The sequence below is a fragment of the Singulisphaera photorubra genome, assembly GCF_045290345.1.
Taxonomy (GTDB): Bacteria; Planctomycetota; Planctomycetia; order Isosphaerales; family Isosphaeraceae; genus Singulisphaera.
Genome location: NZ_CP155447.1, coordinates 7,094,835 through 7,120,606, shown reverse-complemented (window position 1 = coordinate 7,120,606; position 25,772 = coordinate 7,094,835). Strand labels below are relative to the sequence as shown.

The window sequence follows — 25,772 nt, the reverse complement described above, 5'->3', positions numbered from 1 at the left end:
GCGAGTCGAGCGCCAAGGCGTACGATACAAGGGCAGGGCGCGTCGATCGCCACCAAAAACATCGCAACTGTTTGATTTAAAAGGTTTTTGAGGCGTCCGGCGCACGGTGGTGATCGGCTGGCCGTGGTGAAACAAGGTCGCGAGACGAGAGGCTCGAGGAACTGTTGCTCATGAAGATTGTCGCCATCCGGACCGCGATCGTCCCGCTCGGGTTTCGTAACGCCGTTCTGACCCGGATCGAGACCGAGGCAGGGCTCACCGGCGTTTCGGAAGTCGTCCTGAAACGGGCCAGCGGCACCGTGGCCGCGCACCTGGCCGACCTTGCCCCTTGTGTGATCGGTCAGGATGCTCGCCGCATCGAGCATCTGGCCGAAACCCTCTACCGTGACAGCTTTTGGGTGGGTGGTCCGCTCCACGCGACCGCCCTTTCGGCGATCGACATCGCGCTTTGGGACCTGAAGGGCAAGGCCCTCGGTGTTCCGGTCCACGAGTTGTTCGGGGGGCCGACGCGTGACGAGGTTCCCGTCTACGTCCACTGTCCGGCGGGTCCCACCCCGGCGTCGTTCGCCCAGGCGGCCCGACGTTGCGTCGAACGCGGTGATCGGGCCTTGAAGGTCACCCTTCCCCTCTTCTATGGCGCTGAGCCGCCGGATTGGGACGTCGACCGGCCGCTCGGCTACTCGGGCAGCCCGGGCGCGATCGCGCGGACCCTGAAGGAGACCGAGCATCTGCCCACCGCGGTCTTCGACCGGATTGCCGCCTTCTTTCAGGCCGCGCGGGAAGCGGTCGGTCCCGAGATCGAGCTGGCCGTCGATTGCCACGGCCGGTTCAACGTCGCCAATGCCAAGCGGCTCTGCGACGCCCTTGCGCCGTTCCGACTGATGTTCATCGAAGAACCGGTCCCTCCCGAAAACCCCGAAGCACTTGCCGAAGTCACCCGCTCGTCGCGCACCCCGATCGCGGCCGGCGAGCGTTGGGCGACGATCCACGGGGTCTTACCGTTCCTGAAAGCAGGCGCTGTCCACTTGCTCCAGCCCGACGTGGCCAACTGCGGCGGTCTGACCCAGGCGCGGAAGATCGCCGCCCTGGCCGAGGCGTACGGCGTCGGCCTGGCTCCCCACAACCCGAACGGCCCCCTGGCCACGGCCGCCTCGGTCCAGTTGGCCGCCTCGATCCCGAACCTCACGATGCTCGAAACCATCGGAGGTTCCGAAGACGAAGCGCTCAATCGCTCCATCGTCCGCGACCCGCTTTACGCCGTCCAAGGCCGAGTTTCAGTCCCCCGAAGTCCGGGACTGGGCCTCGAACTGCTAGACTCGGTCTGGGACGATCGACCCTATCGCGAATTTCGCGGGTGGCGATAAGTGTTGGTTCCCAGATTCCATGCTTTATGAATCACGAAACTTCTTGATCATTTGGTTCTCGGCAAGAATGTTGCAGAACAAGGCCCCTTGCTCGATCGCGTCGTCCAGGGCTTTATGCGTGTGAGGGAGCTTGTCAAACCAGGCCTTCGGCATATTTCGCTTCACGGTCTCCCGCCAGGGAGTGCCGAGGGTCGCCATGGCAAAGCTCTTGATATCCAAGGCCGAGAACGAGAAGGGAGACTCGCCCGCGAATCGGATCAGATACCAATAGACGAACAGGAAATCAAATCCTGCGGGATATCCTACGAACACCGGCTTACCCGGTAGTGTTTTTAACCAGGAAACGTAGGCTTTCATCGCCGCTTCAGGGGCTTGTAAGTTCTTACGGCACTCCGCCCAAGCCTCGGGCTGTGTCTCCCACCACGCCATTGTATCGGGATGCGGCGAAGCATCAGGCAGAGTGTGCAAGTTGGCCGCAAAGGTGCCGACCAGTTGTTTCTCCGCGGTGTAGGCGGCCGAACCGAAACTCAGCATCGAGTGCGGCCCCGGGATCGGGCCATCGGTTTCGATATCAGTGCTCACATAAATTTCTTTCATGGCGGGCAACGATTCCTTGATTTCGTTTTTCTCAGATGAAGCCATTGGTTACGATTGCTGTTGATGAGAGATTTACTTGCAGCCTTTGGCCTCAAAGGGGCTGCGGTAAATTCGACGATTCGGGAAGTCGTTGAGTGCGACTTATTGTATGTCTTATTGGATCTGTTCGGTCAGACCGGTTCTCGTCACAGGGAGTTCGGTACGGTGGCCTTGGCGAATGGCGGTCCGACGTCGTAATCGAGGAAATTCGTCAGGCAAACCGGCCCGTCTGACCGCATTGTCTAAAAAGCTGTTCGTCGTAAAATGTTTTTAAGTAAGATGTTGCGTTGGGTTGTGCGGCCTTTGGCCCGAAGCCGGAGCCTGCTTGGACTCTGACCTTGCCCGATTCTTTCGATCCGGGCAAAATCTTCACGATCGCACGTCCATCGTCGGGTTGATGCAAAATTCTCTCCACATCTCAAGCGTCAGCGATTCCCGGTCGCCTCTTATTTGGGCGATGAGAACGCGGTAGAGTCGTTGTTCTGTTGCAAACTTGGTCCACCAGTCGAATTGCAACGCGAATTACAAGCATAAGCGATCTCGAATTTTTATTGAGATTTTCCGCGAATTAAAGGACTTAGGGATGGCCGGCATCGGCATCGTCGGAATTGGGTTCATGGGGATGATCCACTACCTGGCCGCGCGCAAGCTGTCGGACGGGCAGGTGGTTGCGGTCTGCAGCCGGGACCCCAAGAAGCGCGCGGGGGACTGGACGGGAATTCAGGGGAATTTTGGTCCGAAGGGGGGGCCAATGGACCTCTCCGGCGTCTCTGCTTATGCCGACATCGGAGAGCTCCTGGCCGATCCGAAGGTGGACCTGGTCGACCTCTGCGTTCCCAACGATGAACACGCTGCGCTGGCGATCCGGGCACTCGAGGCGGGCAAGCATGTCCTGATCGAGAAGCCGATCGCTCTGACCACGGCCGATGCCGACGCGATCTTGGCGGCGGCCGCGGCGAGCGGCAAACTCCTGATGGTCGCGCACGTCTTGCCCTTCTTCCCTGAATTCGCATTCGCGGCGGAGGCGGTTCGTTCGGGACGGTACGGCGCATTGCTCGCGGCGAACTTGAAGCGGGTGATTGCGAAGCCGGACTGGTCGAAAGGCATTGCCGACGCCGACCGGAGCGGCGGGCCGGCGATCGACCTCCATATCCACGACACACACTACATCGGCCTCGTCTGCGGTGTGCCGCGCGCTGTCCATTCGCGCGGGGTGGTCGAGGGGGACGCAGTCGTTCATCTCTCGACTCAATACCTCTATGACGACCTTCATCTGGCCGTCTCGGCCGTCTCGGGAGCCTTGAGCCAGGCGGGCCGACCGTTTGCGCACGGGTTCGAATTCTACCTCGAGAAGGCGACGATCGTCTTTGATTTCGCCGCTCTCGCCGACGGTGGGCAAGTCGCCACGCCGTTGCAGGTGATCCTGCCCGACGGGACTGTCGAACGGCCGGAACTCGGCTCGGGGGACCCGATCGATGCCTTCACGGCCGAGTTGGGCGTCGCCGTTGCGGCGGTGAACTCAGGGATCCCCTCTCCTCAACTCTCGGGCGAGTTGGCGCGGCAGGCGCTCCGGATCTGCCATGCCGAGGTGGAGAGCGTCAAGACGGGTCGGTCCGTCGCGATCGGCTGAGGCCAATCCAATCGCCGTGTGACCTTGGATTTGAGAACGCGGAGGTTCCGTCTCAACCCGCTCACACGGCGTCTGTCGCGATGCTAACCATCAGAGAATAAAGATGCTCGACTCGAACGAATAGTCGTTTTTCTCAAGAACAAGGCACATATTTCCGATGTCGTTAACGGGGGAGACAGGAAGTCCGCCCCGAAGTCGCCGCGCCAGAAGGAGCTGGGTCATGATGTTGACCATGTCGGAACTCATCCACCCAACGGTGATTCTCGACCCCCGGGCGGAAATTGCTCCCGATGTCCAGATCGGGCCTTACTCGATCATCGAAGGGCCAGTCCGGATCGGTCCTGGGTGTGTGATCGAGGGGCATGTCGCCTTGAGCGGTCCCCTCACAATGGGGCGTGATAATTTTGTTGGCCACGGTGCGGTCCTCGGCAAGAGTCCGCAGCACAAGGGATATCGGGGCGAGCAGACCCGGTTGCGAATTGGTGATGGCAACATTTTCCGGGAACAGGTCACGATCCATCGCGGAACGGAGCAGGGGGGGGGCGAGACCCGGATCGGCGATCGCAACCTGTTCATGGTGGGGAGCCACCTCGGGCACGACTGTTGCGTGGGGGATGGCTGCACCTTGATCAATGGTGCCTTGGTCGCCGGGCACGTCATTCTGCAAGACCACTGCATTCTCTCGGGGCATTCCGCCGTCCAGCAGCGGGTCCGGATCGGCCGCCTGGCCATGATCGGTGGCCTGGGCTCGACCACCAAGGACATTCCCCCATTCCTCCTTCATCAAGGGTATAACTGCACCTCGCACCTGAATCTGGTCGGACTCCGCCGCGCTGGCTTTCCGACCGCGACGATCGCCGCCCTCCGCGAGGCGTTTCGCATACTCTTCAAGGAAGGGCGGACCCTCAACAGTGCCCTCGATCGGATCGAGGCCGATCTGGGGACCGTCGCCGAGGTCAATGAGTTCGTCAGCTTCATCCGCGAGTCGACCCTGGGGATCAATCCGGCGCGCGGCAGCGACCGCAAGCACCGCTCTTATTGATCTGCCCACGGCGCGCGGGTTGCAACGGTCGTCCTTCGTGAAACCAGCTCGACTCCACGGTGGTCCGACGTTCGGAATCACCGTGGAGCTTGCGTTGTTTACGACAGGACAGAGTTCCTATGAGTGCTTCCCCTCGGATCCGTCTCGCCCGCTTGGCCGCGCTCGGCGGCCTCTTGATCACCGTCACGTTTCAGGCCAACACGCGCGCTGAGGATGTCCCCAAACTGGCGGGCAACTGGACCTGGACGTGGAAGGATACCGCGGGCGAAACTCATCGCCACGTGCTCGAGATCGAGGGCCTTGGCACCAAGATCGCCGCGCGAGAGCGATTTGACGACCTGCCGGCCGTCCGGGTCACTGACCTCAAATTGGTCGGCAAGAAGGTGCGATTCTCGGTCGTTCGCGACTCGCGAAAGGCCGAGTACAGCGGGGTCGTGGCCGACGACCTTCGCGCCATCAACGGCACCGTCACGATCACCACGGACGAACAGTCGATTGAGTTCCCGTGGAAGGCTATCCCAGAGTCGAGCGCCAAGGATCTGATCGAGAACGAGCCGGTCAAGAACTAAGCGGGCCAGCCATCGGGAATCAACCCGGCGGCTCGCTCGTTGGGAAGTCCTCCGGCGAATCGCCTGGGTCCGGGGCGTCGTTACCGCCCGTCGAGGTCGAGGGGGGCGATTCCGGCTGGAGTGGCGGGCGGCGCCGCAAAGGCTCGGGGGGGCTCGGGGAATTCGAGCGGCTGAGCAGTTCGCGGACCCGTCGCAACTCGTCGGCGTCCAACTCGCCTGCAAAGTGCGCTTCTTCCAATTCGCTCAGCCGCTCATGATCCGAGGCCGGATCGTCGTCTTCGTGCATCTCCTGCCAAAGTCGGTAGGCCATGAGGAGCCCGACGAGCATCGCCATCAGAAAGAGGGCGAGCGGGATATACCACGGTGGTTTAGTCGTGAAGAAGTTCACGGCGGGATGCGCTCCAAAGTCAGGTCGCAGCCATGTGGGTGACCGATCGCGGCGGACGTTCGGATACGACCAACAACATCATCACGGATCGCCCGCTCCTACTTCAAGCTCAAGCCTGACGACAACACCTTTCGGTCGGAATCTCACGTGAATGATTCGGCCGCTTGTTGGGGGACACAAAATCCGTGTATAGTGTTTTTTCCTTCGAGCGATTCCTCTGACCGCGTCGCCTGAGGACGAGGGCCGGAAGAGAAGTCTCACGGTTTTTTCGCGAAGATCCTCAACTTCCGATGCGAGACCTCGCGGTGGTTTTGGGGTTCGTTCTTTGAGTGGAGAGTGGCTCGCGATCAGCGAACCTGGTAACGAGGTGCCTCGTGGCGATGGGTCCCGACCAGCAACGACTGACGTCCGCCGAACGCTCCAACCTGGTCGCCTACCTCGACGGTGAACTCAACGAGGCTGAGGCGCAGGCGATCGCCACCAAGTTGACCAAGAGCGCCACAGCCCGGCGCGAGATCGAGTCGCTGGAGAAGACCTGGTCGCTGCTCGACCATCTTCCCCGGGGCCAAGTCTCCGATGATTTCACGGCGCGGACGTTGACCGAGGTTCACCGGCTCTCGACCGAAGGGGGCCGGTTCGAGTCGGCAGTCCGGCAGACGACTCAACGCGTCCTTCGGGTGGCCGTCTGGATGATGGTGGGGCTACTGACCGTGGGGGCCGGTTTCGCGATCACACAGTGGGTCTGGCCCAACCCCACGGCCCGGCTGGCTCGCGACCTTTCGATCGCCGAGCACCTCGACGAATATCGCGAAGTTGATAGCTTTGAGCTTCTCGAAATCCTGGCGCACTCCCCCGAGTTCGGCACTGGCGCCGACTAAAAAAAGGCCTCACGAGATCGATCGCGTATGTCACCGTTGCCTGGCCGTCGGCTCGCCCCGCACCTGTTGATCGGACTGGCACTTACCATCCTCGCCGGGGCCGGCGAGGATGAGAACTGGCAACGCTTGCGGTCCATGCCCCGCGAGCAGCGCGTCATCCTGGCCGAGAAGATCCGCGAGTTCGATCGCCTCGACCGTCACGAGAAAGCGGCGATCCGGACCCTCGACGAGAAACTGGCGACCTTGCCGCCGCTCGAGCGGGCCAATTATCACGCGGTTCTTCGTCGGTATCATCTCTGGCTCCAGACCCTCTCGGAGAATGAGCGGACGCAGCTCCTCGAGGCCAAGGCTCCCAAGGATAAGCTGGCCTTGATCGCCAAGCTGCGCGACAAACAAGGGCAGGACGTGGATCAAGCCCCGACGTATTTACTCTTTCAACTCGCTGATCTTCGCGGCCGGTCCCCGTTCGAGGTGGCCCAGATGCTTCGGTTCTGGTTCACGCTCACTCCTGTCGAGCGTGCTGAAATCGAGAAGCTTGGACCGCGTGACCGCATGAAACGGCTGCTCGAGCTCTCTCGCCAAGCGAAGATCGGGCCGCTGCCGCAACTCACTCCCAAGGAGGAAGCGGAGACGGCGAAGCAACTCGACGCAAAACTTCAGGCGAAAGGCTGGCTCCGCAATCAACTCAACAAGGATTCGGAGAAGCAGGCGATCGATCGCCGCCGGCTGGTGAACAACTATTACTTCGTTGCGAATCCGCCGAAGCCAGTCAGTGCCGCCAACCTGTTGCGGTTCGAGACCGCGATGCCCTCGTGGATCCGGACGACGTTCGATCACCTCGCCCCCGAAGAAGCGAGGCGTCGGCTGACGATCCTCTATCGCCTGATCTATCGGGATGGCAAGGAGATCCCTGCGTCCGGGCCGGGCCCGGACGCACCGGCCCGGGAGGCCGTGAAGCCTGTGAAGCCCCCCGTTACCACCCCGACTCCGTCGACGGGCCCCCCGATCTGAGCCCCGACAGAGGCCCTTTTTTGTTTTGCGAGATCTTCGGCGTGGCCAGTGATGACTTCTTCTGGATGCGGCGGGCCTTGGCGGAAGCCGAGCGTGGCCGAGGCGCCGTCGAGCCGAACCCGATGGTCGGGTCGGTCGTGGTGCGCGACGGCCGGCTGGTTGGGTTCGGCCACCACACGCGGTTCGGCGCCCCCCACGCCGAAGTCGAGGCCCTGAGCCGAGCGGGTGACCTTGCGCAAGGGGCCACGCTCTATGTCACGCTCGAACCCTGCTGCCACGTCGGCAAGACGCCCCCTTGTACCGAGGCGATCCTGGCCGCCGGTGTGACTCGCGTGGTGGCCGCGATGCGCGACCCGTTCCCGAAGGTCGCCGGTGGAGGATTGGCCCGGCTCCGCGAGGCAGGCCTGGCGATCGAAGTGGGCGTCGAATCCGACGGGGCCGAGCGGCTCAATGCGCCCTACCTCAAGCGCCTGGCGACGGGCCGGCCCTACGTCACCGCCAAGTGGGCGATGACCCTCGACGGCAAGACCGCCACGGCCTCGGGAGATAGCCGTTGGATCTCCGGTCCGCGCTCGCGGGTGTTGGTTCACGAGGTCCGCGGACAGATGGACGCAATCCTGGTCGGGATCGAGACCGCCCTGGCCGACGACCCGGAACTGACGGCCCGCCCTCCCGGTCCGCGCGTTCCCGCCCGGGTCGTGCTCGATGGCGCGGGCCGACTCCCGACGACCAGCCGGCTCGCCCTGACCGCGCGGGAGATCCCCATGCTGGTCGCCCTGACCGAGCGTGCCACGCCTGAACGTCGCGAGGCGCTGGCTGCTCTGGGCTGTGAGATCCTCCCGTTTCCCGGTACGGGCCCCGTTCCGATCCTCCTGCTTCTCGACGAGCTTGGCCGCCGGGGCATGACCAACCTGCTGGTGGAAGGAGGAGGGCGGATCCTGGGGGCCTTCCTCGACGCCGGCCAGGTCGATGCGGTGGATGTGTTCATCGCGGCGCGGGTGGAAGGGGGCCAACCGAGGTTCACTCCCGCTCAGGGCGAGGGACGATCGCGAATGGCCGACGCCCTCCGACTCGAGAGGCAGCAGGTCAGCCTGATCGACGGCGATATTCGTCTCCAAGGGGTATTCCCTCCATCCTGGCGCCGTCTCGAGTGACCTTGACCCCACCCGCGGAAGGGGGGTAGAGTCGAACTTAACTGGTGAACGGCATGGATTATGCCTGAACCGTCCCACGGAGCTTCCCACCTCGTGAGGGACCCACGACGCGACTCTTCGGGAGATAAGTTGGCCCCCAAGGCCGTGGTAGGCCGGGTCAGTCTCTATCTCCGCCAGCTCGAAACCTTTCAGCGGCAAGGGCAAACGACGATTTCCAGCAGCCAGCTCGGCGCCGCGCTGGCGATCCACAATGCGCAGGTCCGCAAGGACCTGGCCTTCTTCGGTCAGTTCGGCTATCCAGGGATCGGCTATCGGATCGAAGAGCTGATCCCGGCCCTCCGCCGTATCCTCGGAATTGACCGTGACCTGCCCTTGGCCTTGGTCGGTCTCGGCAACCTCGGCCGTGCCTTGTTACGCTATCGTGGCTTTCGGAGCCGCGGGTTCCACATCGTCGCGCTCTTCGACAACGACCCCCAAAAAGTCGGTCGGACCCATGACAGCCTGGTCGTCGAGCCGATCGAGGCGATGGCGAAAATCGTCGCCGCCCGCAACGTGACCCTCGCGGTACTGAGCGTCCCGGCCGAGGTCGCCCAGCGCGTGGCCGACCAGATGGTGGCTTGCGGCATCCTGGGAATCATGAACTTCGCGCCCATCCCGCTCAGCGTTCCCCCCTCGGTCAGCGTCGTGGCGATTGACCTCTCGATCCAGCTCGAACACCTCGCCTACAAGGTTCAAAACACCCAAGGTGGGATTTCTTATGTGGGCTAGGCTTTTCGCCCCGGCCTTTGCTCGTTAGAATACATCCTCGTCGATTGAATCGACTGAATACCCGGTGGTGAAACGGTATCACGACAGGTTTTGGTCCTGTCTTTCCAGGTTCGAATCCTGGCCGGGTAGCTCTTCTTTCGTTTGACTTGATTCAACGCAAACGCTTCTCACAAAGGCACTTCGGGGATGAACTCCCGAGGTGCCTTTTGCGTTCCGCCCCCGGACTGGGTGCAAATTGGGTGCAGACGTTGCTCCCGCCTGGGGATCACGTTGCTGGCACAACGCCCCATCATTCTCCCGGGAAGTGACCCATGGCGTGGGTCGGGCGACGCGGCCGTCAGTTCCTGATCAAGTTTCATCACGGCCAAACAAGCGATCTGATGGCACTCGGCACGACCGATGAGGTCGAGGCTGAGCAGGACCTTTCGCGCTGCCGCGAGAATCTCCGGTTGCTGGAACGCGGCCGGCTCACAGTGCCGGAGGGCGCTGAGCTCGGCCGCTTCTTGCGCTCCGACGGCCGGCTCAAGAATCAGCCCGCGTTCGTCGCGGCGGTTTTCGCACGATTACGAATCGGATTACACCGCGGGGGCGAAAGAGGAGAGGATGCGCGAGGCCAAGCGGTTTCGCATGCTCGAGGTGGATATTGCTTCACGACCCGGGCGATGCGGGCGAAGTGGCCGACTGGTTAGTGGTCTGGCATTGCTCAGGCCAACAGAGGATTAGGTTGCCATCATCGCCTTTGCGTGGGTGAATCCCCTGGAGCTGAGTAGGATTAGGCAAACATTTTGGATAAACGTTCCTTTCTGTTTCCGGGCCTTTGGCCTCTAATAAACCTCGGAAAGCCGGTCTGGTAGGCATCGTCGCCGGGAACGAAACGAGCGAGCGCGACGCGGCTCGCGATATGATCGAGATTGCTCTCGCTGACTGCTGGTGCATTTCCAAATCTTGGAGAATCAGCCATGTACAGCGCGAAAGCCTACTCTGCTGCGAGTGACACGTCGCCGCTTGCCGCTTCCGCGATCACGCGGCGTGATCTCACAGAACACGACGTGCAGATCGAGATCCTTTTCTGCGGCATCTGCCACTCCGACCTCCATTCGGTTCGCAACGAGTGGAGCGAGTTCATGCCTACGGTCTACCCGATTGTTCCGGGGCATGAAATCATCGGGCGGGTCACCAAGGTCGGCTCCGCGGTCACGAAGTACAAGTCCGGCGACCTCGCGGCGGTCGGCTGCCTGGTCGATTCGGATCGCACCTGCCCCAACTGCCAGGCTGGCCTTGAGCAGTTCTGCCCGAACCTGACGCTCACCTTCAACTCCCCGGACAAACACCTCGGCAGCGTCACCTACGGCGGCTATTCCGATAGCATCGTCGTCGACGAACATTTTGTCCTCAGCGTTCCCTCCAATCTCGACCTCGCCGGGGCCGCTCCGCTTCTCTGTGCCGGGATCACGACCTACTCGCCTATGCGTCACTGGGGCGTCACCAAGGGCAAGAAGGTCGGTGTGGTCGGTCTCGGCGGGCTCGGCCACATGGGCGTCAAGTTCGCACATGCACTTGGATCGCACGTCGTCGTCTTCACCACGTCGCCCCACAAGAAGGAAGATGCCCTGCGTCTCGGAGCCGACGAGGTCGTCATCTCACGCGATACGAACGCGATGCAGAAGCATGCCGGCAGCTTCGATTTCATCCTCGACGCCGTCTCCGCCGAGCACGACATCAACGCGTACCTCAACCTGCTTCGCCTCGATGGGAACCTGACCCTCGTCGGTGCTGTGCCGAAGCCGCTCGCGGTCTCCGCGTTCGGCCTGATCATGGGGCGTCGCAGCCTGTCCGGCTCGAACATCGGCGGCATCCCCGAGACGCAGGAGATGCTCGACTTCTGCGGCGAACACAACATCACCGCCGACGTCGAAGTCATCCCCATCCAGAAGGTCAACGAGGCCTACGAAAGGCTTCTCACGTCCGACGTGAAGTACCGCTTCACCATCGACATGGCGTCCCTCAACTCCGAATAACATCGAAGGGGCAACACATGCAGAATCGCAAACTCGGAAATCGCAACCTGGAAGTCTCGGCCATCGGGCTCGGCTGCATGGGGATGAGCTTTTCCTACGGCCCGCCGAAGGACAAACAAGAGATGACCTCTCTGCTCCGGGCGGCCGTGGAACGTGGCGTCACGTTCTTCGACACCGCCGAGGTGTACGGCCCGTTCACAAACGAGGAACTGGTGGGCGAAGCCCTCGCGCCCTTCCGCGGTAAGGTGGTCATCGCAACCAAGTTCGGGTTCGACCTCAATCCTGACTTCGATCCCCGCGGAATGAAGGGCCTGCCGGGCTTGAACAGCCGGCCGGAGCACATCAAGCAGGCCGTCGAGGGCTCGCTCAAACGCCTCAAGGTTGATGTCATCGACCTGCTCTATCAGCACCGGGTCGACCCGGACGTGCCGATCGAAGACGTGGCCGGCGCGGTGAAGGAACTGATTCAGGAAGGCAAGGTCAAGCACTTTGGCCTTTCCGAGGCAGGAGTCCAGACGATACGCCGGGCACACGCCGTTCAGCCGATCACCGCCCTCCAGAGCGAATACTCGCTGTGGACGAGGACCCCCGAGAAGGAAGTGATACCGGCTCTCGAGGAGCTGGGGATCGGCCTCGTCCCGTACAGCCCGCTGGGCAAGGGCTTCCTCACGGGCAAGATCGACGAGAAGGCGACGTTCGACAGCTCGGACTTCCGCAGCACGCTCCCTCGCTTCACGCCGGAAGCCCTCAAGGCGAATCAGGCCCTGATCGACCTGCTCGGCACCATCGCCGAACGGAAGGGGGCGACGCCTGCTCAGATCGCACTCGCCTGGCTGCTGGCCCAGAAGCCCTGGATTGTTCCCATTCCAGGCACCACCAAGCTGCATCGCTTGGACGAAAACCTCGGTGCAGTTTCGGTCGAACTTACGCCCGACGATCTACGTGACATCGAAGACGCTGCCTCGAAGATCACGGTGCAAGGTGCTCGATACCCCGAAAAGCTGGAGCAAATGACCGGTCGCTGACCGACGATGGAGAATCCGATGGAAATGAAGTGAAGCGGCTCGCGATCTTCCACCAAGGGGCCGGTAGATGATTTCACCGGCACCGTGCGCATCGATTCGCTCTTTCAGGCACCTGCCCCCGCATGTGTCCTTGGCGTCCTCAACCCGGTGGTAGACCCAAGGGAAAGCCGAAACAGGTCGCTGCAAGGTTCGAACCCGGGCTGTGTAGCTTTGATTGCTGTAACACGATCATCGAGGCCGTGAGAGAGCGATTCTCTCACGGCCTCGTTGCGTTGGTCTGGGAACACGTCCGACCCAGGTCTCCCGAGCTCCGATCGTGACGGATGGACATCGATGAAGCAATGAGTGGCGACTTGTGTCTTGCCTATGTGGAACCGATTTTGATCTCGATTTCCTGTTCTCCGTCGGTGAACAGGAACAACCGATGCATGCGATCGCCAGGCGAACACAATTCAGGAGATTGCTTTCAGACCGCATTGAGAGAGGTATTCGGCAACTCGATCGTAGATCCACGATGGGCGGGTAGGATCCGTGGAGTCACCTGGAGGTACCCAGATGATCATTCCTTCGCGTGCCCGAGTCAGTAAAACTCGGTATTTATTGACGATAAAGCGATGTGTCGAGGGATCGCGCACCTGTTGCCATTTCGTTCCACGGAATGCTCGGCAGGTCCACTTGCTTTCTTCTGGGTATAAATCTCCGCCCCAGCAGAGCCCCGTCCAATCGAGTTCGAGCCCCTGGACGGCAAACTCCGTCGCCGGGACTTCGAGGTAGTGCGAGGAGCGGACGTCGGTTCGCTCATTGAGGAACCAATTCTCCACCTCAAGATCCGCGGTGACGTCGAGACCATGAGCTCGCAAACGTCGCCCCCCGCTACTCGCGACGAGTCCCACGCGACGGTGTCCCCGCTGGCGGTTTCTCAGCCACTCTTTCGCTACGGAGAGCTCTCGAGTAATGGCTATTGGGAATTCGTTGAGGCGAATCGCGAGGCAACGCGCGCGTTCGGAGTCGAGCCGGAGAATTGCGTCGACGAACTCCGAGAGCACCTCGGCCTTGTAGGATCGCAGGTTGATGTTCAGGTGGAGCGAACTGTCTTCGGTGATAGAAATCCCTTCGGGTGTTTCTGGGAAGAGGCAGGCGCCGGTCGTATGCATTCCGACCTTGAGTTCCGGTGAGACGAAGACATCCCAGTGGGAATACCGGGTGGAAATTGCTCTCCCCCACTCCGCAAGTCCTGCCTCGCCACGGTTGATTTCCTGTCCGTTTCCGACCAGAGCAACGATCACCGACCAATCGGGGTGGCGGTTCATGATCTCAAGAAGGATCTCGGGTTCGGAGAAATCGCGTTTGAATTTCCTCGCCGACTGGACGGCGTCCCATGCACGCTGCGCCTCATCGAACACGACAACCTTATCGACGGGAATTTTGGTCGTGTCACCGAAGTAAGCGTCGATAAATCGATGGACGTTCTGAATGAACGTTTCCACCTTCCGACGTGATTGCTGGAGGTTTTGGTGAGTGCGTTGTGCCGCATCTCGAGAGAGAGCTTCGGTCAGGACGCGCACGAGCGGGCCATTCCCAGAGAGAAAGATCCCGAGGTCGCCGTCGTGAAGTTTCCGGTTGTGGACGATATTGAGGCCGGCAAGTGTTTTCCCTGCTCCCGGCACTCCCGTGATGAAACAAATCAGTTTCCGTTGTTCATTGCAGGCCTTTTCGACAGCTCTGATTACGGCATCAGTCGTACGCGTCAAGTTCTCGATGCCGCCATGGCAGCGCGAAATCTCCCTCACGTTCTGTCCGCCGTACAGAGCCTGAGCGGCCGCGATGATGGTCGGGGTCGGTAGATAGTCGCTCGTGTCCCATCTCTCTGGATCGATCTGAGTTTGGTGCTTGTCGCAGTAACGCCTCAAACATGCTGCGACTTTCGATGGTAGATCCCGCCCGTTTGCTCGCCAGGTTGGTTTTACCCAGTCTCCATCCTCCTGGGCTGGCTCGTCCGTATCGGCCGCTTCGGTCGAGACGAGCAGGGGCACGATCAGCCTGCGGGAGCTCTCTCGGTGAAAATCCCTCAGGTCGAGGCAATAGTCCTCGACCTGGGCGATGGCGTCGCGGTTGTAGTCACAAACACCACACTTGAATTCAAGAACGAGCAGTACCGAACCCGCGATGAGAATTGCGTCGATGCGCTTTCCACGTCGCGGGATGGGATACTCGAGGAGGATCTGCCAGGTCGTCGACTCGAACTCGTCCAGCAAGTGCTGGACACACTTCTTGAGGATTTCGAGTTCGACCTGCCAGGCTGCGGTTTGAGCATGGATTTGCTGAAAGAACCCCGCTCGGGAAGCCTCACTCGTCAGGCGGCCAATGATGAAGTCTTGATCGTCGGAGACAAATTCGCAAAGCGGTCTTCGATAAAAGGCGGGCATAGAGGGGACCTGAGGGGACCTCGGTCGAGGGACAGCACATGCACGCTACTCGCCCTCGCTAGCCCAGGCAATATCTACCAGTTAACGGTTTGCCTCGATGGTCGAATCCTGGCCGGGCAACTCGGATTGCTATAACGCCTTCCTCGAGGCCGTTGGAGGATGAGGGGGGAACGGAGTGCGGCTCCAACGCTCCTGGCTCGCGAGATTTCGGAAGGGGGCTATCCCAGATCGTAAGTGGCAAACCCGCCTGACTCGATCACGTCTTGCACTTGCCTGAAGAGGGTCTCGCCGTAGCCCATTTCTCGATCCTCGTCGGTCAGGAAAACGGTGATCGGTGGCTCGGTGTAGAAGGTGAAGAACCGGTCACGGGGCGGGTGGAACCAATCCCGATCGCCGACCGGCAGCCACCTGGGGCGCCACCCGAAGCGAAAGAGCCGCTTTCTCAGCCAGGCGGGGCGAGGCCACTGAGCGATTTCGGCGAAGCGGAAAACCAAAGACGTTTCCGCGGAGAGCAGTTCCAGTCGATCAGGGTAGACGATGACCTCGGCAACTTCGGGCAACCCCTCGACCCGACTGGGGATGAATCTCAGACAGTCATGGGGCTTGCGAACTTCCCCCGGATTCATGGTGACCTCAAGCTCGATGCCGCACATTCGCAGGCGTCCAGCATCGCCTTCAACGGCTCGGGGTCAGCCAGTCGGTGATCGCTGCCCACGACGACCAGGGCCGACTCGGGCAAGCCACTGAGCTGCACGAGCTCTCGGCTGTCGGCGATCGGGATCACGTCGTCGGCCTCGGAGTGGAGGATGACCGTGCCGCGTTCGATCGTCTTGACAGTCCCCCACTTCTTCCAGGCCGGGCAGAGCAGAACCCGTGGGGTCGCGCCTGAATTCAGGTTCAAAGCCACCGCACCACCACGGGACGAGCCGACGATCACGTCGGGTTGGCACCGGTCATACTCGGCCTGGGCGGTCCGAACGGCCTCGGCGAAGTCGTCGTCATCAAGGGCCGGGTTGATGACCTCGTGGCAGTGCTGGGCGAGGTAGGACGGTTTCAAGCCGCCCGGAACCGAGTGCCAGCCGTGGAGGAAGAGGATCTTTAAGAGCCTTTTTCGTCTTGATTCCTTGTCAGGCACGCTCTTGCTCCGCTCAGCCGTGGGTCGGCTCAATGAATGGCGTCGATGGCGATTCGGATCGGCTCACCGGCCCGGACGAGAGCCACGCCCATTGCCCCTGCGTGGATTCCCGGCGGAGCCGGCTCATCGAAGTGCCAGAGTTCATCTCCGGCCTGGATTTCGTGTTCGAATTGGGAGGCTGCCCAGGCCCAATCGGAGTCGTCAGATTCGATCCGCTTCGTAAGCCACGATTTCGAGATCCGATACTCTCCCATTATTTTCGTTGCCTCATCGGCGTTACAACGAGCGGTTCTTGCTCCAGAAACGCAGGATAACGTGTCTTCGGGCGCTTGTCTGCCGTGGCGATGTCTCGAATCAGTCGCCAGCGGCAGAATCCGCTGTCGGCTCGGATCGTAACCTTCACCTCGGGCCAGGCGAGGCGGAGTCGTTGCAACAGCAAATTCAGGACGGCTATAGCATGCTTGTGGTTGTGTGATTTGATGCGATGAAGGGAGGCCACCAACAACTCGTTGTCGTAGCAGACTTGCAATGGAAAAAATCAGCAATTGTTTCAATCGCCGTGAAAGAACCGCCCCTCTTGATGGCCGTGGATCCGGTCATTGGTGGCGTCGAAGTCGAGGATCAGGTGATCAGGCGGGTCGACCGGGATCCGTACGGCTGACTCCCCTGGAGTTGGGGCTCTGATTCGGGCGGTCGGAAAGCTCGTCACGGCGATCCTCGTCTGACTTTATCATCGGGGGCGGGGGCTGATCGAGCTGCAAGCTCGTCCAGATGCAGGTGCAGGATCCGCAGCACTTCCGCCGAGGTCTCCGGTTTCGTGAGGCAGGTGTGCCAGGATCGGACAAAGTATTCTGACTGGGCTCCTTCGAGGTGGGCGCTGGGGTAACGCACCAAGCCGTCGGTAATCCGATCCATGGGAATGTCCGAGCCCGGGTTCAATACCGCGATGATCGTGTGGAAGGGAATCCGGGGCGCGATGGGCGATTCTTTGATGACCTTGAGGCTCGGATTCTCGGGGTTCAGTCCATTCACACCGTTGAGCAGCTTGGGTCGAAAATAGGGCTGGATCAGGTCCACACCGTTGTCCGCGATCAACTGGTCCCGGATCGGCTGGAGGACGTCTTCGGGGCGGATGAAACGCGAGGTCAGGCGGCCGGGCACGGTCACGGCCTCGCGACTGCCCGCCAGAGGCGCGGCGATCAGCACGGCACGGGCGATATAGGGCTCGGGCTTGAGGAAGTAATAATCAGCGAGCATTTTGCGTGTGGAGTCCGACGCCACGACCGATTCCAGGGGGCGAGTGAACCCCGCGTTCCAGAGTGCATCGCCCGTGTCGCTGATCATTCCCTTGGTCATGATCCCGCCCATGCTGTGGCCCACGACCACCATCCCATTGAGCGCCTGGTCCGAGCCCATGGGGTCCAGCTTCTTACAGGTCTCGCGGATCAACTTCTTGATGATGTCAGAGGAGACCGCCATCGGCTCGCCCGAGGGATAGCGGACGGCCCAAAGCTGGTACTTTTTGCGGATCTCGGGATCGCTCAGCAAGTCGTTATAGGCCGTGAGCCACGTGGACGGCTGGCTCGCCAGCCCGTGGATGAACACCACGGGGATCTTGCCCGGCTCGTAGGGGCGAGGCATGAGCACGCCCGCGAGTTCCTTGGCCTTGATCGGGTTGAGCGTGCCGAGCACGCCCAGGTTACGCGCCTCGGATCGGTTCGCCTCGTAGGCGGTAGGGGCGGTGAAGTTCGCGGCCATCATGAACGATCGGCCACCGATCGCAACCCGATCCTGGTTGTACGAGTCGCAGAGTTCGAGATGAACCGGCATCCGCCGCCATGCTCCGCCCTCAAGGTTGCCCATCGGGCGCATGACGGCTGTCGCGGGCAGGATTAGTTCCAGCCCATATAACGTGTCTTGGACGTCCAGGGGGGCATCGTGGTCCACGTATCGGCAAGCCACCACGGGCACGCCCATTCCGTCACGCGAGTGGTAGGCATTCATCCCGCGTACGCGGAGGTCGGACGCGACGTGAATCGTCTCCACGCGGGCGGGCCTGAGGAACGAGCGAGACGACGTGGCCGTAACCCCGGCCTCCGCCAGCGATGTCGCCCACGGTTTCCGAGACAGGGACACGGGCGATCGGGCGACCAACCGCACCAACCGCGCGACCGACGCATCGTGAACCTCACCGGCAAGCACCGCGTCGTTAACGTTGCCGCTACCCAGGGCGAATGCGGCATACGCGGCGCCGTCGCGGTACCATTTCATGGCCTTTCGGGGCTGGATCGCGTCGATTTGCCTCCCCACGCGGTAGGAGACCTCGGCCAGGGCGAGTACCGCGTCCGGATCTCGCCCGCTTTCCGCCGCAGGGCGGAGCGCCAGGGCGGATAACTCGGGGTGATGCTTGAACGTCGCCAGCAGATGGTGGCTCTTCAGAACACCGCGCGACCGCGCGCTCAGCCCGTGCCCGCCCGGCCTGGGCTCGGGCTCGCGGACCCTCAACGAGTTCAGCGACGAGCATCCCGCCAAATTTATCACGACCAGGAGAGCAAGAGACAAGCGTCGTCGCGACACGGGGTGCACCTCATCCCTGAGCACGCAGAGGAGGATCATCCCTCGATCCGCAACACACTCCGTCCATCATCGACACCAACCGGGCGAAACTTTGTCCCAAGGTTGCTCCAGTTCGTCGAGCACTGGCGTGCCAACTCCAACCCTCCCCGCGCTTCTTGTTCGTCTCGTCGTAATTCTCAAGGCTCATCCGGAATTGCGGCAGTGATAATGAATTTCAATAATTTCTGATAATTCCAATGCCTTGACGAAGCTGGCTTGTCCTGGGGAAGGTCGTTTCGAGAAGAGATCGAATGACAACGGCGGGACAGGCTGTATACTCGCAAGAGAGGCCTCTGGTGGCGTTCAACGTGCTGTTGTAGCAACACGTTGAACGCCACCAGAGGCCTTTTTATTTGGGTCCTGTCTGAATCATTCGGCCTAAGGCGAGCCAATTCCACCCTTGAGCCGCCGATTCGGTGACATCGCGAACCGGGTGAATGGCGTCATTCGAGGGGAGGCTGTCTCCCGAACCAACTTGGCGTTTGGCGTCTTCGACGCTGCCCCGGCCAGCGTGCTCCGCGAAATCACTGCCGAATAATCCCCGCCGAGGGACTCCCCCTTCGATCCAGTCAGTCGTTCAGATGACGTCATATTGACAGTCAAGAGGTAGTGGTTGTGAATGTCAAGCCGCTCAACGGGGTGAAGCGTGACGGTGAGCGTAGCCGGGTCATAAATCGCCGAGCGGATGCCGATCAAGTGCCCGTAGAGTGCTCCGCCCCGACCGGGGCCGCCAAGGGTTGTTATTCGGTAATTTCTTGGATCTTGAGCCCGCGCCGGGTCGAGGGGGGTCTTAAACGAGAGCACCAGAATCGTGGGCTTCGCGTGGTAGCCGAATCGCCGTAGAGAAATCGTCGGAGTCGGTGTCGGAGTCGGAGTCGGTGTCGGAGTCGGAGTCGGTGTCGGAGTCGGAGTCGGAGTCGGAGTCGGAGTCGGTGTCGGTGTTGGTGTCGGAGTCGGAGTCGGAGTCGGAGTCGGAGTCGGAGTCGGTGTCGGTGTCGGTGTCGGAGTCGGTGTCGGTGTCGGTGTCGGTGTTGGCGTGGGAGTCGGAGTCGGAGTTGGTGTTGGTGTCGGCGTGGAGTCGGAGTCGGAGTTGGTGTCGGAGTCGGTGTCGGTGTTGGTGTTGGCGTGGGAGTCGGTGTCGGAGTCGGAGTCGGAGTTGGTGTCGGTGTCGGTGTCGGTGTCGGTGTTGGCGTGGGAGTCGGAGTCGGAGTCGGAGTCGGAGTCGGAGTCGGTGTTGGTGTTGGCGTGGGAGTTGGTGTCGGTGTCGGTGTCGGTGTCGGTGTCGGTGTCGGTGTCGGTGTCGGTGTCGGTGTCGGTGTCGGTGTCGGTGTCGGTGTCGGTGTTGGCGTGGGTGTCGGTGTCGGCGTTGGCGTTGGCGTGGGAGTCGGTGTTGGCGTCGGTGTACACTCGTTGGAAAGGGCGTTCGTATCCAAGGTTACTGCGCCGTTTTGCGCCAAGGCTCGACCGGATGCTATGGTGGCACCGGTGTTCAGCGTAATGCTTTCTAACGCGAGAATGTTCCCTTCGAAGGCGGTGCGAGTGCCGAGTGTAGCCGAACTCCCCACCTGCCAGAATATTTTACAGCCACTGGCGTTGTTGATGAGAAGAACGGACGAGTCGCTTGCCGTGGTCAGAGTGCTCCCGATCAGGAAAACGAAGACCGCGTCTGGGTCACCCTGGGCGTCGAGTGTGAGCGTGCCCGTCAACTGGGCCGATGATGTGAACTGGTAAACTCCCGGCGTGAGCGTTTTTCCACCCAAGTCTTGATTGGTCAAGTCCTGATCGGGCGCCTCTCCCACGAGGACATTGTATGCCGTGGTGAGATCTGCCTCAGCTTGCGCTGCGACCGCGTCGCCCGCGTGGATCGTCCCTCCGGTCACGACGCCTGGAGGAAAACCGGTGATCGCGGAACCCGGGCTGACGCCCACACTTCCAACTAGGTTGGTCGCGCCCGTGTTGGTCACCGTCGAGCCGGCCAGGACCACGAAGTCCGCTGCCGTCCCCAGGGGCGGGGCGGTCGCCATCAAGACTCGGGATTCGAACTGTTCCAGCATTTGCGCTGACGGGAGGATTCGGCCAATGATTCGGCGTGCAAAAGACATCGAAGATGCCTCCTGGGGCTTTCCGTTAGGGGCACAAGATGTCCACAACTTGAGTATAGATCAAAAATTGCAAAAATTAATAAATTAATAAGATTGAGGTTTAAGGAATCAATAATCATATTTTCGCCCATGTTTTGCTCATTGCATGGCTTCGCAAATCTCTTCCGCCCGAGCGAGAACAATCAAAGGTCGAGGATTTTACCGACATCTGACACGGGCCGCCGCAACCACGCCTCGGCCACCAAATCCGGCTGCACTTTAATTCGTTCGCGAACCAATTTGTTTTAGATATTTTTGGCGTCTTTAATGTTTATTTAGTGCGTGCGATCACTGCGAAGCCGTTCCCTTGATTGCGACGGTCCACGATTGAGTTGCACACAATCCCGTATGTCGAAAGCAACCGAGGACATCCTCGTCGGTGACCTCTTGGAATTTCTTTTCGATGGCGTCATGAAGGTGTTCCTTGGCCCTGGCTTCTCTCGCTCGGCGACTCCACCGGGACTGTCTTGTTCTGGCTGAAACACTCGACGAGTGAGCTTGAGTCAGTAAGAGTCTGTCCCAGAAGGTGAATCCCACGGGAGCTTTTGAATGATCTGCTGGGTGCCATGCGGTTCCGTACTCGGAACCCATGCGGGAATGCCTTGGCCTGGCGCGCACGGGTTCCGAGTACGGAACCCGTGGCACCCAAACGGCCTTCAATTTTCGGTTTCCCTGAACTTACGAGACAGACTCTAAGAGGACCCGTTCAAGTCCACCACTATCGACCGAATGGCCGGACCTCGCTCGGGACTCGATCGAACCGCGTGATTTCCTGCCGCAATTCGAGACTGTCGCCGCGTTACCGAGGGCTCTTCGTCCGCCCAAAGACAGGGAGCTTACTCTCCCCGCTCGCCTGGGGAAGGGGAGCGAAGCCCCAGAACCAATGGACGACTCCGGTCGTATGACGCGAGTTGGAAGTTTCGCTTTACGAATGGCTTCCAAGGCCATCAACCCGGAGCTGCTCGACAGATCCATGTCGAGGATGTCCCAGTCCGGGCGGTAGATCCAACATCGAGAGCGCAGCGGCGACCGTCGTGGCGTGGGTGATATGGCTCACACGCCTCGATGCGAGTTGATAGGTCAGGATGGAGGTCGTGGCCGGATCGTCTTCGACCACGAGCACTCGCGGCATTGCCCGAGTTCCGTGGCCCATTCCAGTCCCGCGAAGTGTAACCGCCGGGATTGACCGTGTGCCATGGACCACCTCAAAGCGAAACGCCCCCGGAGGGTGGGGCCGGGGGCGGGGGAGCCATTTTGATGACGTCAGCAAATGCTCTGAGGTGGCTCGCTCGGTCAGAGGATTATCATCGTGATGTCATGAGTGACCTTGGCTGGTCTCGAGGTAGGTCGTGAATGCATCGACCACCGTCTTCAGCGGAGTGTGGTGACGCTGCTAGTAAATCATATGTGTTTTTTTAATGTATCATTTGGTGGCGGCATCACGATCGCTTCGATTCCTCGAGGGCTTCAGGACTTCGGGGGAGGGGGGGATGACGCCTGGTTTTGATCTTCGGGCAGAGTGAGTTGAGTGGCTGGTTCTGTTCGGGGTTGATGCGCTCCTTGGGTCGATGGGCCGGGCGCCGCTCGTTGAGGTTCGGGTTTCTGAATGAGCTTGACCGAAGCGATGTCTTCAATGACCTGCTCGGGGGTTGACTGGTAAGAGAACGAGGAACGCAAATCAAAGGGAAATCCTGGCTCGGGAGCGCCTTCCAAGGCCGCGGTGATTGGTTGCTCGGCGGTGGGACGCCCCGCCAATCCGGGGAGGGATGGGCTCGGGCCGCGCGTGCCGATTCCTTCGACCGGGTCGCGCCAGATGAGAAGGACTTTCTGATCGGCCTTGAGGTCGAGCCGGCGGAGGGCCCGCTGGAGGTCTACAGGGCAGCTCAACGCCCACTGGCTCTGGCTTGCCCGGCGAAGATCCTCGGCCGATCGGTCGAGGGCGAACATGGTCGGGGTGCCCCGCGTCGGATCCAACAGCAGGTGGCAGCGACCTCCCGCGAGGTACAGAGCCAGGACCGGCCTGATCGTTTTCGGCTTGTGGTAGGGAGTACCGGTGGTCGCCTCCCAGACGAGCTCGATCAACTCCTTGACGCGATCCGGCTGATACTTAACCTTGGCCAGGAAGGCGACGTCGTAGTAGGGGCGTAGGTACTTCAAAACGTCCGGGTCGGCGGCCGCGCGATGAATGGCCGATTGACAGAGCCGTAAGAGCATGTCCGCATATTCAATCTTCAGGAAAGGGTCGGAGTCGGGGCTCTCGAGCTCGATCAGGAACTTGTAGGCAAACATCAGCCGTTCCAATTCATCGCGGTCGAAGTCACGGCTGGTCTCCCGCAATTCCTCGAGCAATTTGCAGAGGTCCGCCAGGTTCGGCTGAGGAGCGCCGGCAGCAGGGGGCTTGGGATTCTGTTCGACTCCGCCAGGACAGGCATACGCAAGCGCGGCGGATAGTTTCACCTTCAAGGGATCGCTCTTCTTGCTCCCGATTGCGTCCGCGGCTGTTCTCAGGTGGCGGGCCAATTGGAGGATCGAGGCCGACGGTTGGGCGGGATCGCCTTGAGTGCGTCTCTCCGCTTGGAGATCTTGCAGCGAGAGCGCGATGGCTCGCCGGTAGAGGAGGTCCTTTCGGACCTGGTCTCGGGTCGCCTTCGGAGTCTGGTCGACCTTCAAGAGCGCTCGGCGATAGTCATCGGCGGCTTCGGCGTAGTTGGGATCTCGGCCGAACATGGAGCAGTCCGCCTGCCGTTCGAGGCTGTTGACGAGTCGATCGTACAACAAGGAGCGGACCTCGGCGAAGTTGGAGACCTCGACCTTGCGCGCCTCCAGTTCGGTGATCGCTGTGGTGAGCGCGGGGGTGAGCGTGCGATAGGCTTCCAGGGCGAGGTCATCCCTGCCCTGGAAGCGGTGGATCATGGCCAGGCCATGGTCGATGTGAAAGCGATCGATCGAACACTCGTCGCGATTGAGATTGGCCGGCAAGCTGAGGATTTCACTGGCCCGGGTGAACTTCTCGGCGGCCTGGGGAAACTTCCACTGTTCCATGCAGGCCCAGGCGTAATACTTCCAGGCCGAGGCGGTCAGCGGATGTTCCGACTTCGGGTCGAACGCCTCGGTCAACTGGATCGCATCGTCCATGCGCCGCTCGGCAGGGCCTGTGATCCCGTCTCGCCGCAGCGCATCGGCTTGTTTGCTCAGGCAGTAAACTTTGAATGGAGCGGGCGAACCGAGGCCGAACATCGATTCCGCCTCGGTGAATCGCCGGAACGCCTCGGGATAATCATTCAGGACGGTCAGCTCGAGCATTCCGAGATCCAGCAAGCAGAGGGCCCTCAGGGGGCGGACCAGGAGCGACATCTTTTCCTCGGCCTCGTAGCGTTGCAGGGCCTGGATGTAATTCGTTCGCGCCTCTGCATGGTCGCCGAGTTTGTGCTGCAAGACGGCCAGGTAATGCAGGTCGACGGCCTCAACCTCGTCCCGTTTGCCGGACGTTTCCACCGAGGCCTTCAGCGTCTTGACGACCGAGAGCATCTGTTCGTTGCGATCTTTCTGCTGATCGAGTTGGAGCATTGTTTTGAGATGGCCGAGCCTCAGCCGGAGCGGCGCGGGGAGGTGCGCGTCTTCCTCGAGACGACGAACGCTCTGGCGGGCGGCCTCGCGCAGCTTGTCCTTGTCGATCTCGTCGGCCATCGAGCGCGATTCGAGCTTGTCTTTGAGGATCTCGAGCCGAAGGCCCGGCATGAACCAGGGCATCTCGTCCGCCCACCAGTTCCCAAAAGTGCTCGGCACCATGGCCAACAAGAGCTGGCGAGACTCGCGTGAAACCTCTTCAACGAACGAGGCCCCCGGGTCCGGGAAGAAGTGGAATTCGCCGTTTCGTTCGTCGTCCAGCCAGCGGCACTGCGGCGACTGTTTCGGCGGCAGATTTCCGTCGAGATACGCGCGCATCGCGTGGAAGAGTTGGTTCGTCGTGAAATAGTAGCGATTGCGGGGCAGCTTCGGAGGGACCGCGTTGAGCGCGCGCAATAAAGAGCGGGTGAACGGCGAGTTCTTATCCTGACCTTGGCCGTCCGAGGCGAGATCGCGACTCGCCGTCACCGCCTGGAGTGACCGCTCGCCAAAGAGGGTCGGATCATTGTCCTGGTGCTCAAACTGGCCCCCCGCGGCGCCAGTGACCTGGATCTGAAAGACCGTGCCGGAATGGCAGCAATCCAGAATGAGCAGTTTGTGCCGGGCGGGGCACTTGTTCAGCATCCGGACGACTTCCGCCAGATCGATCGCCGAGGTTTCAAATAACTCCTCGCGCTCGCCGACCTTGAGTCGTTTGAAGTCGATCGGTAAGAGAAAGCCCGGGTGGCTATCGGCCTGCTTCTCCGCGGCCGGCCCCTCGCCGCGCTCGCCGTGTCCGGAGAAGTAGAAGACCACGCTGTCGTCCTCGTGAACCTCCTCGGTATTCCCAAGGAGGCCCTGGCCCAGCCGCTTGCTGATCTCCTCCTTGGTGGCCTGCTTGCCAAGCAGCAGCTCCAAGGCCCCGTCCTGTCCGTATCCATACTTGGCTTTAAGCAGCTCGGCCACGGCCGAGGCGTCGTTTTCGGCATTCTTCAGTTCACGCGACGTGCCGCCATCCTTGATCGCCTCTCGATCCGCCGCGTTGTAATTGATCCCGACCACGAGCGCCCAACGCTTACGGTATTGGATTCCCCCCGTCGAGGGCGCTTTGCTCCGTGGGGTCAGGCGACGATCCCCACGAGTTACCGCGGGCTCGGCCGCCTCCGGCTCGGAAGGTACATCATCCTTTGATGCGGCGATTGCTCCGGTGGTGAGATCCTGGCCAGGGCATGGCGTCCACGCCATGCCCTGGATCGCAACGACAAGAAGTCGAATTGCCCATTGGTGTTGAGTTCGAGTTGTCATGATATTCTCGTTGCAAAAAAACATGCGTTCTTGTCGTTCGCAATCGGCGAGAAAGACTTC

The 25,772-nt window shown here is 61.1% G+C and carries 22 protein-coding genes, 1 tRNA gene and 1 pseudogene; 12 read left to right on the top strand and 12 right to left on the bottom strand.

The genetic code is table 11. The annotated features are described in order from the left end of the window. Positions 1–170: 170 nt before the first annotated feature. Complete coding sequence (locus tag V5E97_RS26795; RefSeq protein ID WP_406694636.1) at positions 171–1,364, top strand: mandelate racemase/muconate lactonizing enzyme family protein; 1,194 nt, start codon at positions 171–173, stop codon at positions 1,362–1,364. 24 nt (positions 1,365–1,388) lie between these two features. Here the strand turns inward: V5E97_RS26795 and V5E97_RS26790 are convergent, their stop codons facing one another. Next, the gene (locus V5E97_RS26790; RefSeq protein ID WP_406701221.1) at positions 1,389–1,961 is read right to left on the bottom strand and encodes a 3'-5' exonuclease family protein; all 573 of its coding nucleotides are present in this window, start codon (positions 1,959–1,961) and stop codon (positions 1,389–1,391) included. Between the two features lie 622 nt (positions 1,962–2,583). Here V5E97_RS26790 and V5E97_RS26785 point away from each other — a divergent pair. The 3 genes from V5E97_RS26785 to V5E97_RS26775 all read left to right on the top strand — a co-directional run bounded on the left by V5E97_RS26785 (position 2,584) and on the right by V5E97_RS26775 (position 5,241). Then, entirely contained in the window at positions 2,584–3,630 is a 1,047-nt protein-coding gene (locus V5E97_RS26785) for a Gfo/Idh/MocA family protein (protein WP_406694635.1), read from the top strand. Between the two features lie 220 nt (positions 3,631–3,850). Continuing rightward, the gene (gene lpxA / locus V5E97_RS26780; RefSeq protein ID WP_406694634.1) at positions 3,851–4,672 is read left to right on the top strand and encodes an acyl-ACP--UDP-N-acetylglucosamine O-acyltransferase; all 822 of its coding nucleotides are present in this window, start codon (positions 3,851–3,853) and stop codon (positions 4,670–4,672) included. A gap of 119 nt (positions 4,673–4,791) precedes the next feature. Continuing rightward, positions 4,792–5,241, top strand: a complete 450-nt coding sequence (locus tag V5E97_RS26775) for a hypothetical protein (protein ID WP_406694633.1) — start codon at positions 4,792–4,794, stop codon at positions 5,239–5,241. A gap of 19 nt (positions 5,242–5,260) precedes the next feature. On the opposite strand, the gene V5E97_RS26770 is transcribed toward V5E97_RS26775, so the two are convergent. Next, positions 5,261–5,629 (bottom strand): hypothetical protein, encoded by a 369-nt coding sequence (locus tag V5E97_RS26770; protein WP_406694632.1) that lies wholly within the window; start codon positions 5,627–5,629, stop codon positions 5,261–5,263. Between the two features lie 380 nt (positions 5,630–6,009). Here V5E97_RS26770 and V5E97_RS26765 point away from each other — a divergent pair, with 380 nt between their 5' ends. The 8 genes from V5E97_RS26765 to V5E97_RS26730 all read left to right on the top strand — a co-directional run bounded on the left by V5E97_RS26765 (position 6,010) and on the right by V5E97_RS26730 (position 12,483). Further along, positions 6,010–6,507: an anti-sigma factor family protein gene (locus V5E97_RS26765; protein WP_406701220.1), complete on the top strand. Its 498-nt coding sequence runs from the start codon at positions 6,010–6,012 to the stop codon at positions 6,505–6,507. Positions 6,508–6,642: 135 nt separating this feature from the next. Next, a complete protein-coding gene (locus tag V5E97_RS26760; RefSeq protein WP_475297058.1) occupies positions 6,643–7,518 on the top strand; it encodes a hypothetical protein in 876 nt (291 codons plus the stop codon). Between the two features lie 41 nt (positions 7,519–7,559). Next, on the top strand, positions 7,560–8,672 hold the full coding sequence (gene ribD, locus V5E97_RS26755; RefSeq protein WP_406694631.1) for a bifunctional diaminohydroxyphosphoribosylaminopyrimidine deaminase/5-amino-6-(5-phosphoribosylamino)uracil reductase RibD: 1,113 nt from the start codon (positions 7,560–7,562) through the stop codon (positions 8,670–8,672). A 93-nt stretch (positions 8,673–8,765) separates the two neighbouring features. Next, positions 8,766–9,440 (top strand): redox-sensing transcriptional repressor Rex, encoded by a 675-nt coding sequence (locus V5E97_RS26750; protein WP_406694630.1) that lies wholly within the window; start codon positions 8,766–8,768, stop codon positions 9,438–9,440. A 58-nt stretch (positions 9,441–9,498) separates the two neighbouring features. Further along, a tRNA-Gln gene (locus tag V5E97_RS26745) sits at positions 9,499–9,569 on the top strand. A 182-nt stretch (positions 9,570–9,751) separates the two neighbouring features. Next, on the top strand, positions 9,752–10,129 hold the full coding sequence (locus V5E97_RS26740) for a hypothetical protein (RefSeq protein WP_406694629.1): 378 nt from the start codon (positions 9,752–9,754) through the stop codon (positions 10,127–10,129). A 270-nt stretch (positions 10,130–10,399) separates the two neighbouring features. Then, the gene (locus V5E97_RS26735) at positions 10,400–11,458 is read left to right on the top strand and encodes an NAD(P)-dependent alcohol dehydrogenase (RefSeq protein WP_406694628.1); all 1,059 of its coding nucleotides are present in this window, start codon (positions 10,400–10,402) and stop codon (positions 11,456–11,458) included. Between the two features lie 17 nt (positions 11,459–11,475). Further along, entirely contained in the window at positions 11,476–12,483 is a 1,008-nt protein-coding gene (locus tag V5E97_RS26730; protein ID WP_406694627.1) for an aldo/keto reductase, read from the top strand. Positions 12,484–12,935: 452 nt separating this feature from the next. Here V5E97_RS26730 and V5E97_RS26725 read toward each other — a convergent pair whose 3' ends face one another. The 10 genes and pseudogenes from V5E97_RS26725 to V5E97_RS26680 form a co-directional block, all read right to left on the bottom strand. After that, positions 12,936–14,909 (bottom strand): DUF2075 domain-containing protein, encoded by a 1,974-nt coding sequence (locus V5E97_RS26725; RefSeq protein WP_406694626.1) that lies wholly within the window; start codon positions 14,907–14,909, stop codon positions 12,936–12,938. A gap of 218 nt (positions 14,910–15,127) precedes the next feature. After that, the gene (locus tag V5E97_RS26720; RefSeq protein ID WP_406694625.1) at positions 15,128–15,535 is read right to left on the bottom strand and encodes a hypothetical protein; all 408 of its coding nucleotides are present in this window, start codon (positions 15,533–15,535) and stop codon (positions 15,128–15,130) included. Beyond that, positions 15,532–16,044, bottom strand: a complete 513-nt coding sequence (locus V5E97_RS26715) for an alpha/beta fold hydrolase (RefSeq protein WP_406694624.1) — start codon at positions 16,042–16,044, stop codon at positions 15,532–15,534. The genes V5E97_RS26720 and V5E97_RS26715 overlap by 4 nt, the downstream gene beginning before the upstream one ends. A gap of 253 nt (positions 16,045–16,297) precedes the next feature. Further along, positions 16,298–16,543 carry a hypothetical protein gene (locus tag V5E97_RS26710; protein ID WP_406694623.1) on the bottom strand — a complete coding sequence of 82 codons (246 nt, stop codon included), beginning with the start codon at positions 16,541–16,543 and terminating at the stop codon, positions 16,298–16,300. A 51-nt stretch (positions 16,544–16,594) separates the two neighbouring features. After that, the gene (locus V5E97_RS26705; protein WP_406694622.1) at positions 16,595–16,753 is read right to left on the bottom strand and encodes a hypothetical protein; all 159 of its coding nucleotides are present in this window, start codon (positions 16,751–16,753) and stop codon (positions 16,595–16,597) included. Beyond that, positions 16,750–18,621: an esterase/lipase family protein gene (locus V5E97_RS26700; protein WP_406694621.1), complete on the bottom strand. Its 1,872-nt coding sequence runs from the start codon at positions 18,619–18,621 to the stop codon at positions 16,750–16,752. The genes V5E97_RS26705 and V5E97_RS26700 overlap by 4 nt, the downstream gene beginning before the upstream one ends. 417 nt (positions 18,622–19,038) lie before the next feature. Then, complete coding sequence (locus V5E97_RS26695; RefSeq protein WP_406701304.1) at positions 19,039–20,067, bottom strand: hypothetical protein; 1,029 nt, start codon at positions 20,065–20,067, stop codon at positions 19,039–19,041. A gap of 71 nt (positions 20,068–20,138) precedes the next feature. Beyond that, positions 20,139–20,684: pseudogene (locus V5E97_RS26690) on the bottom strand (ice-binding family protein); the annotation flags it as partial. A gap of 1,042 nt (positions 20,685–21,726) precedes the next feature. Next, on the bottom strand, positions 21,727–21,933 hold the full coding sequence (locus V5E97_RS26685) for a response regulator (protein WP_406694620.1): 207 nt from the start codon (positions 21,931–21,933) through the stop codon (positions 21,727–21,729). Positions 21,934–22,268: 335 nt separating this feature from the next. Continuing rightward, a complete protein-coding gene (locus V5E97_RS26680) occupies positions 22,269–25,712 on the bottom strand; it encodes a caspase family protein (protein ID WP_406694619.1) in 3,444 nt (1,147 codons plus the stop codon). Positions 25,713–25,772 lie beyond the last annotated feature (60 nt).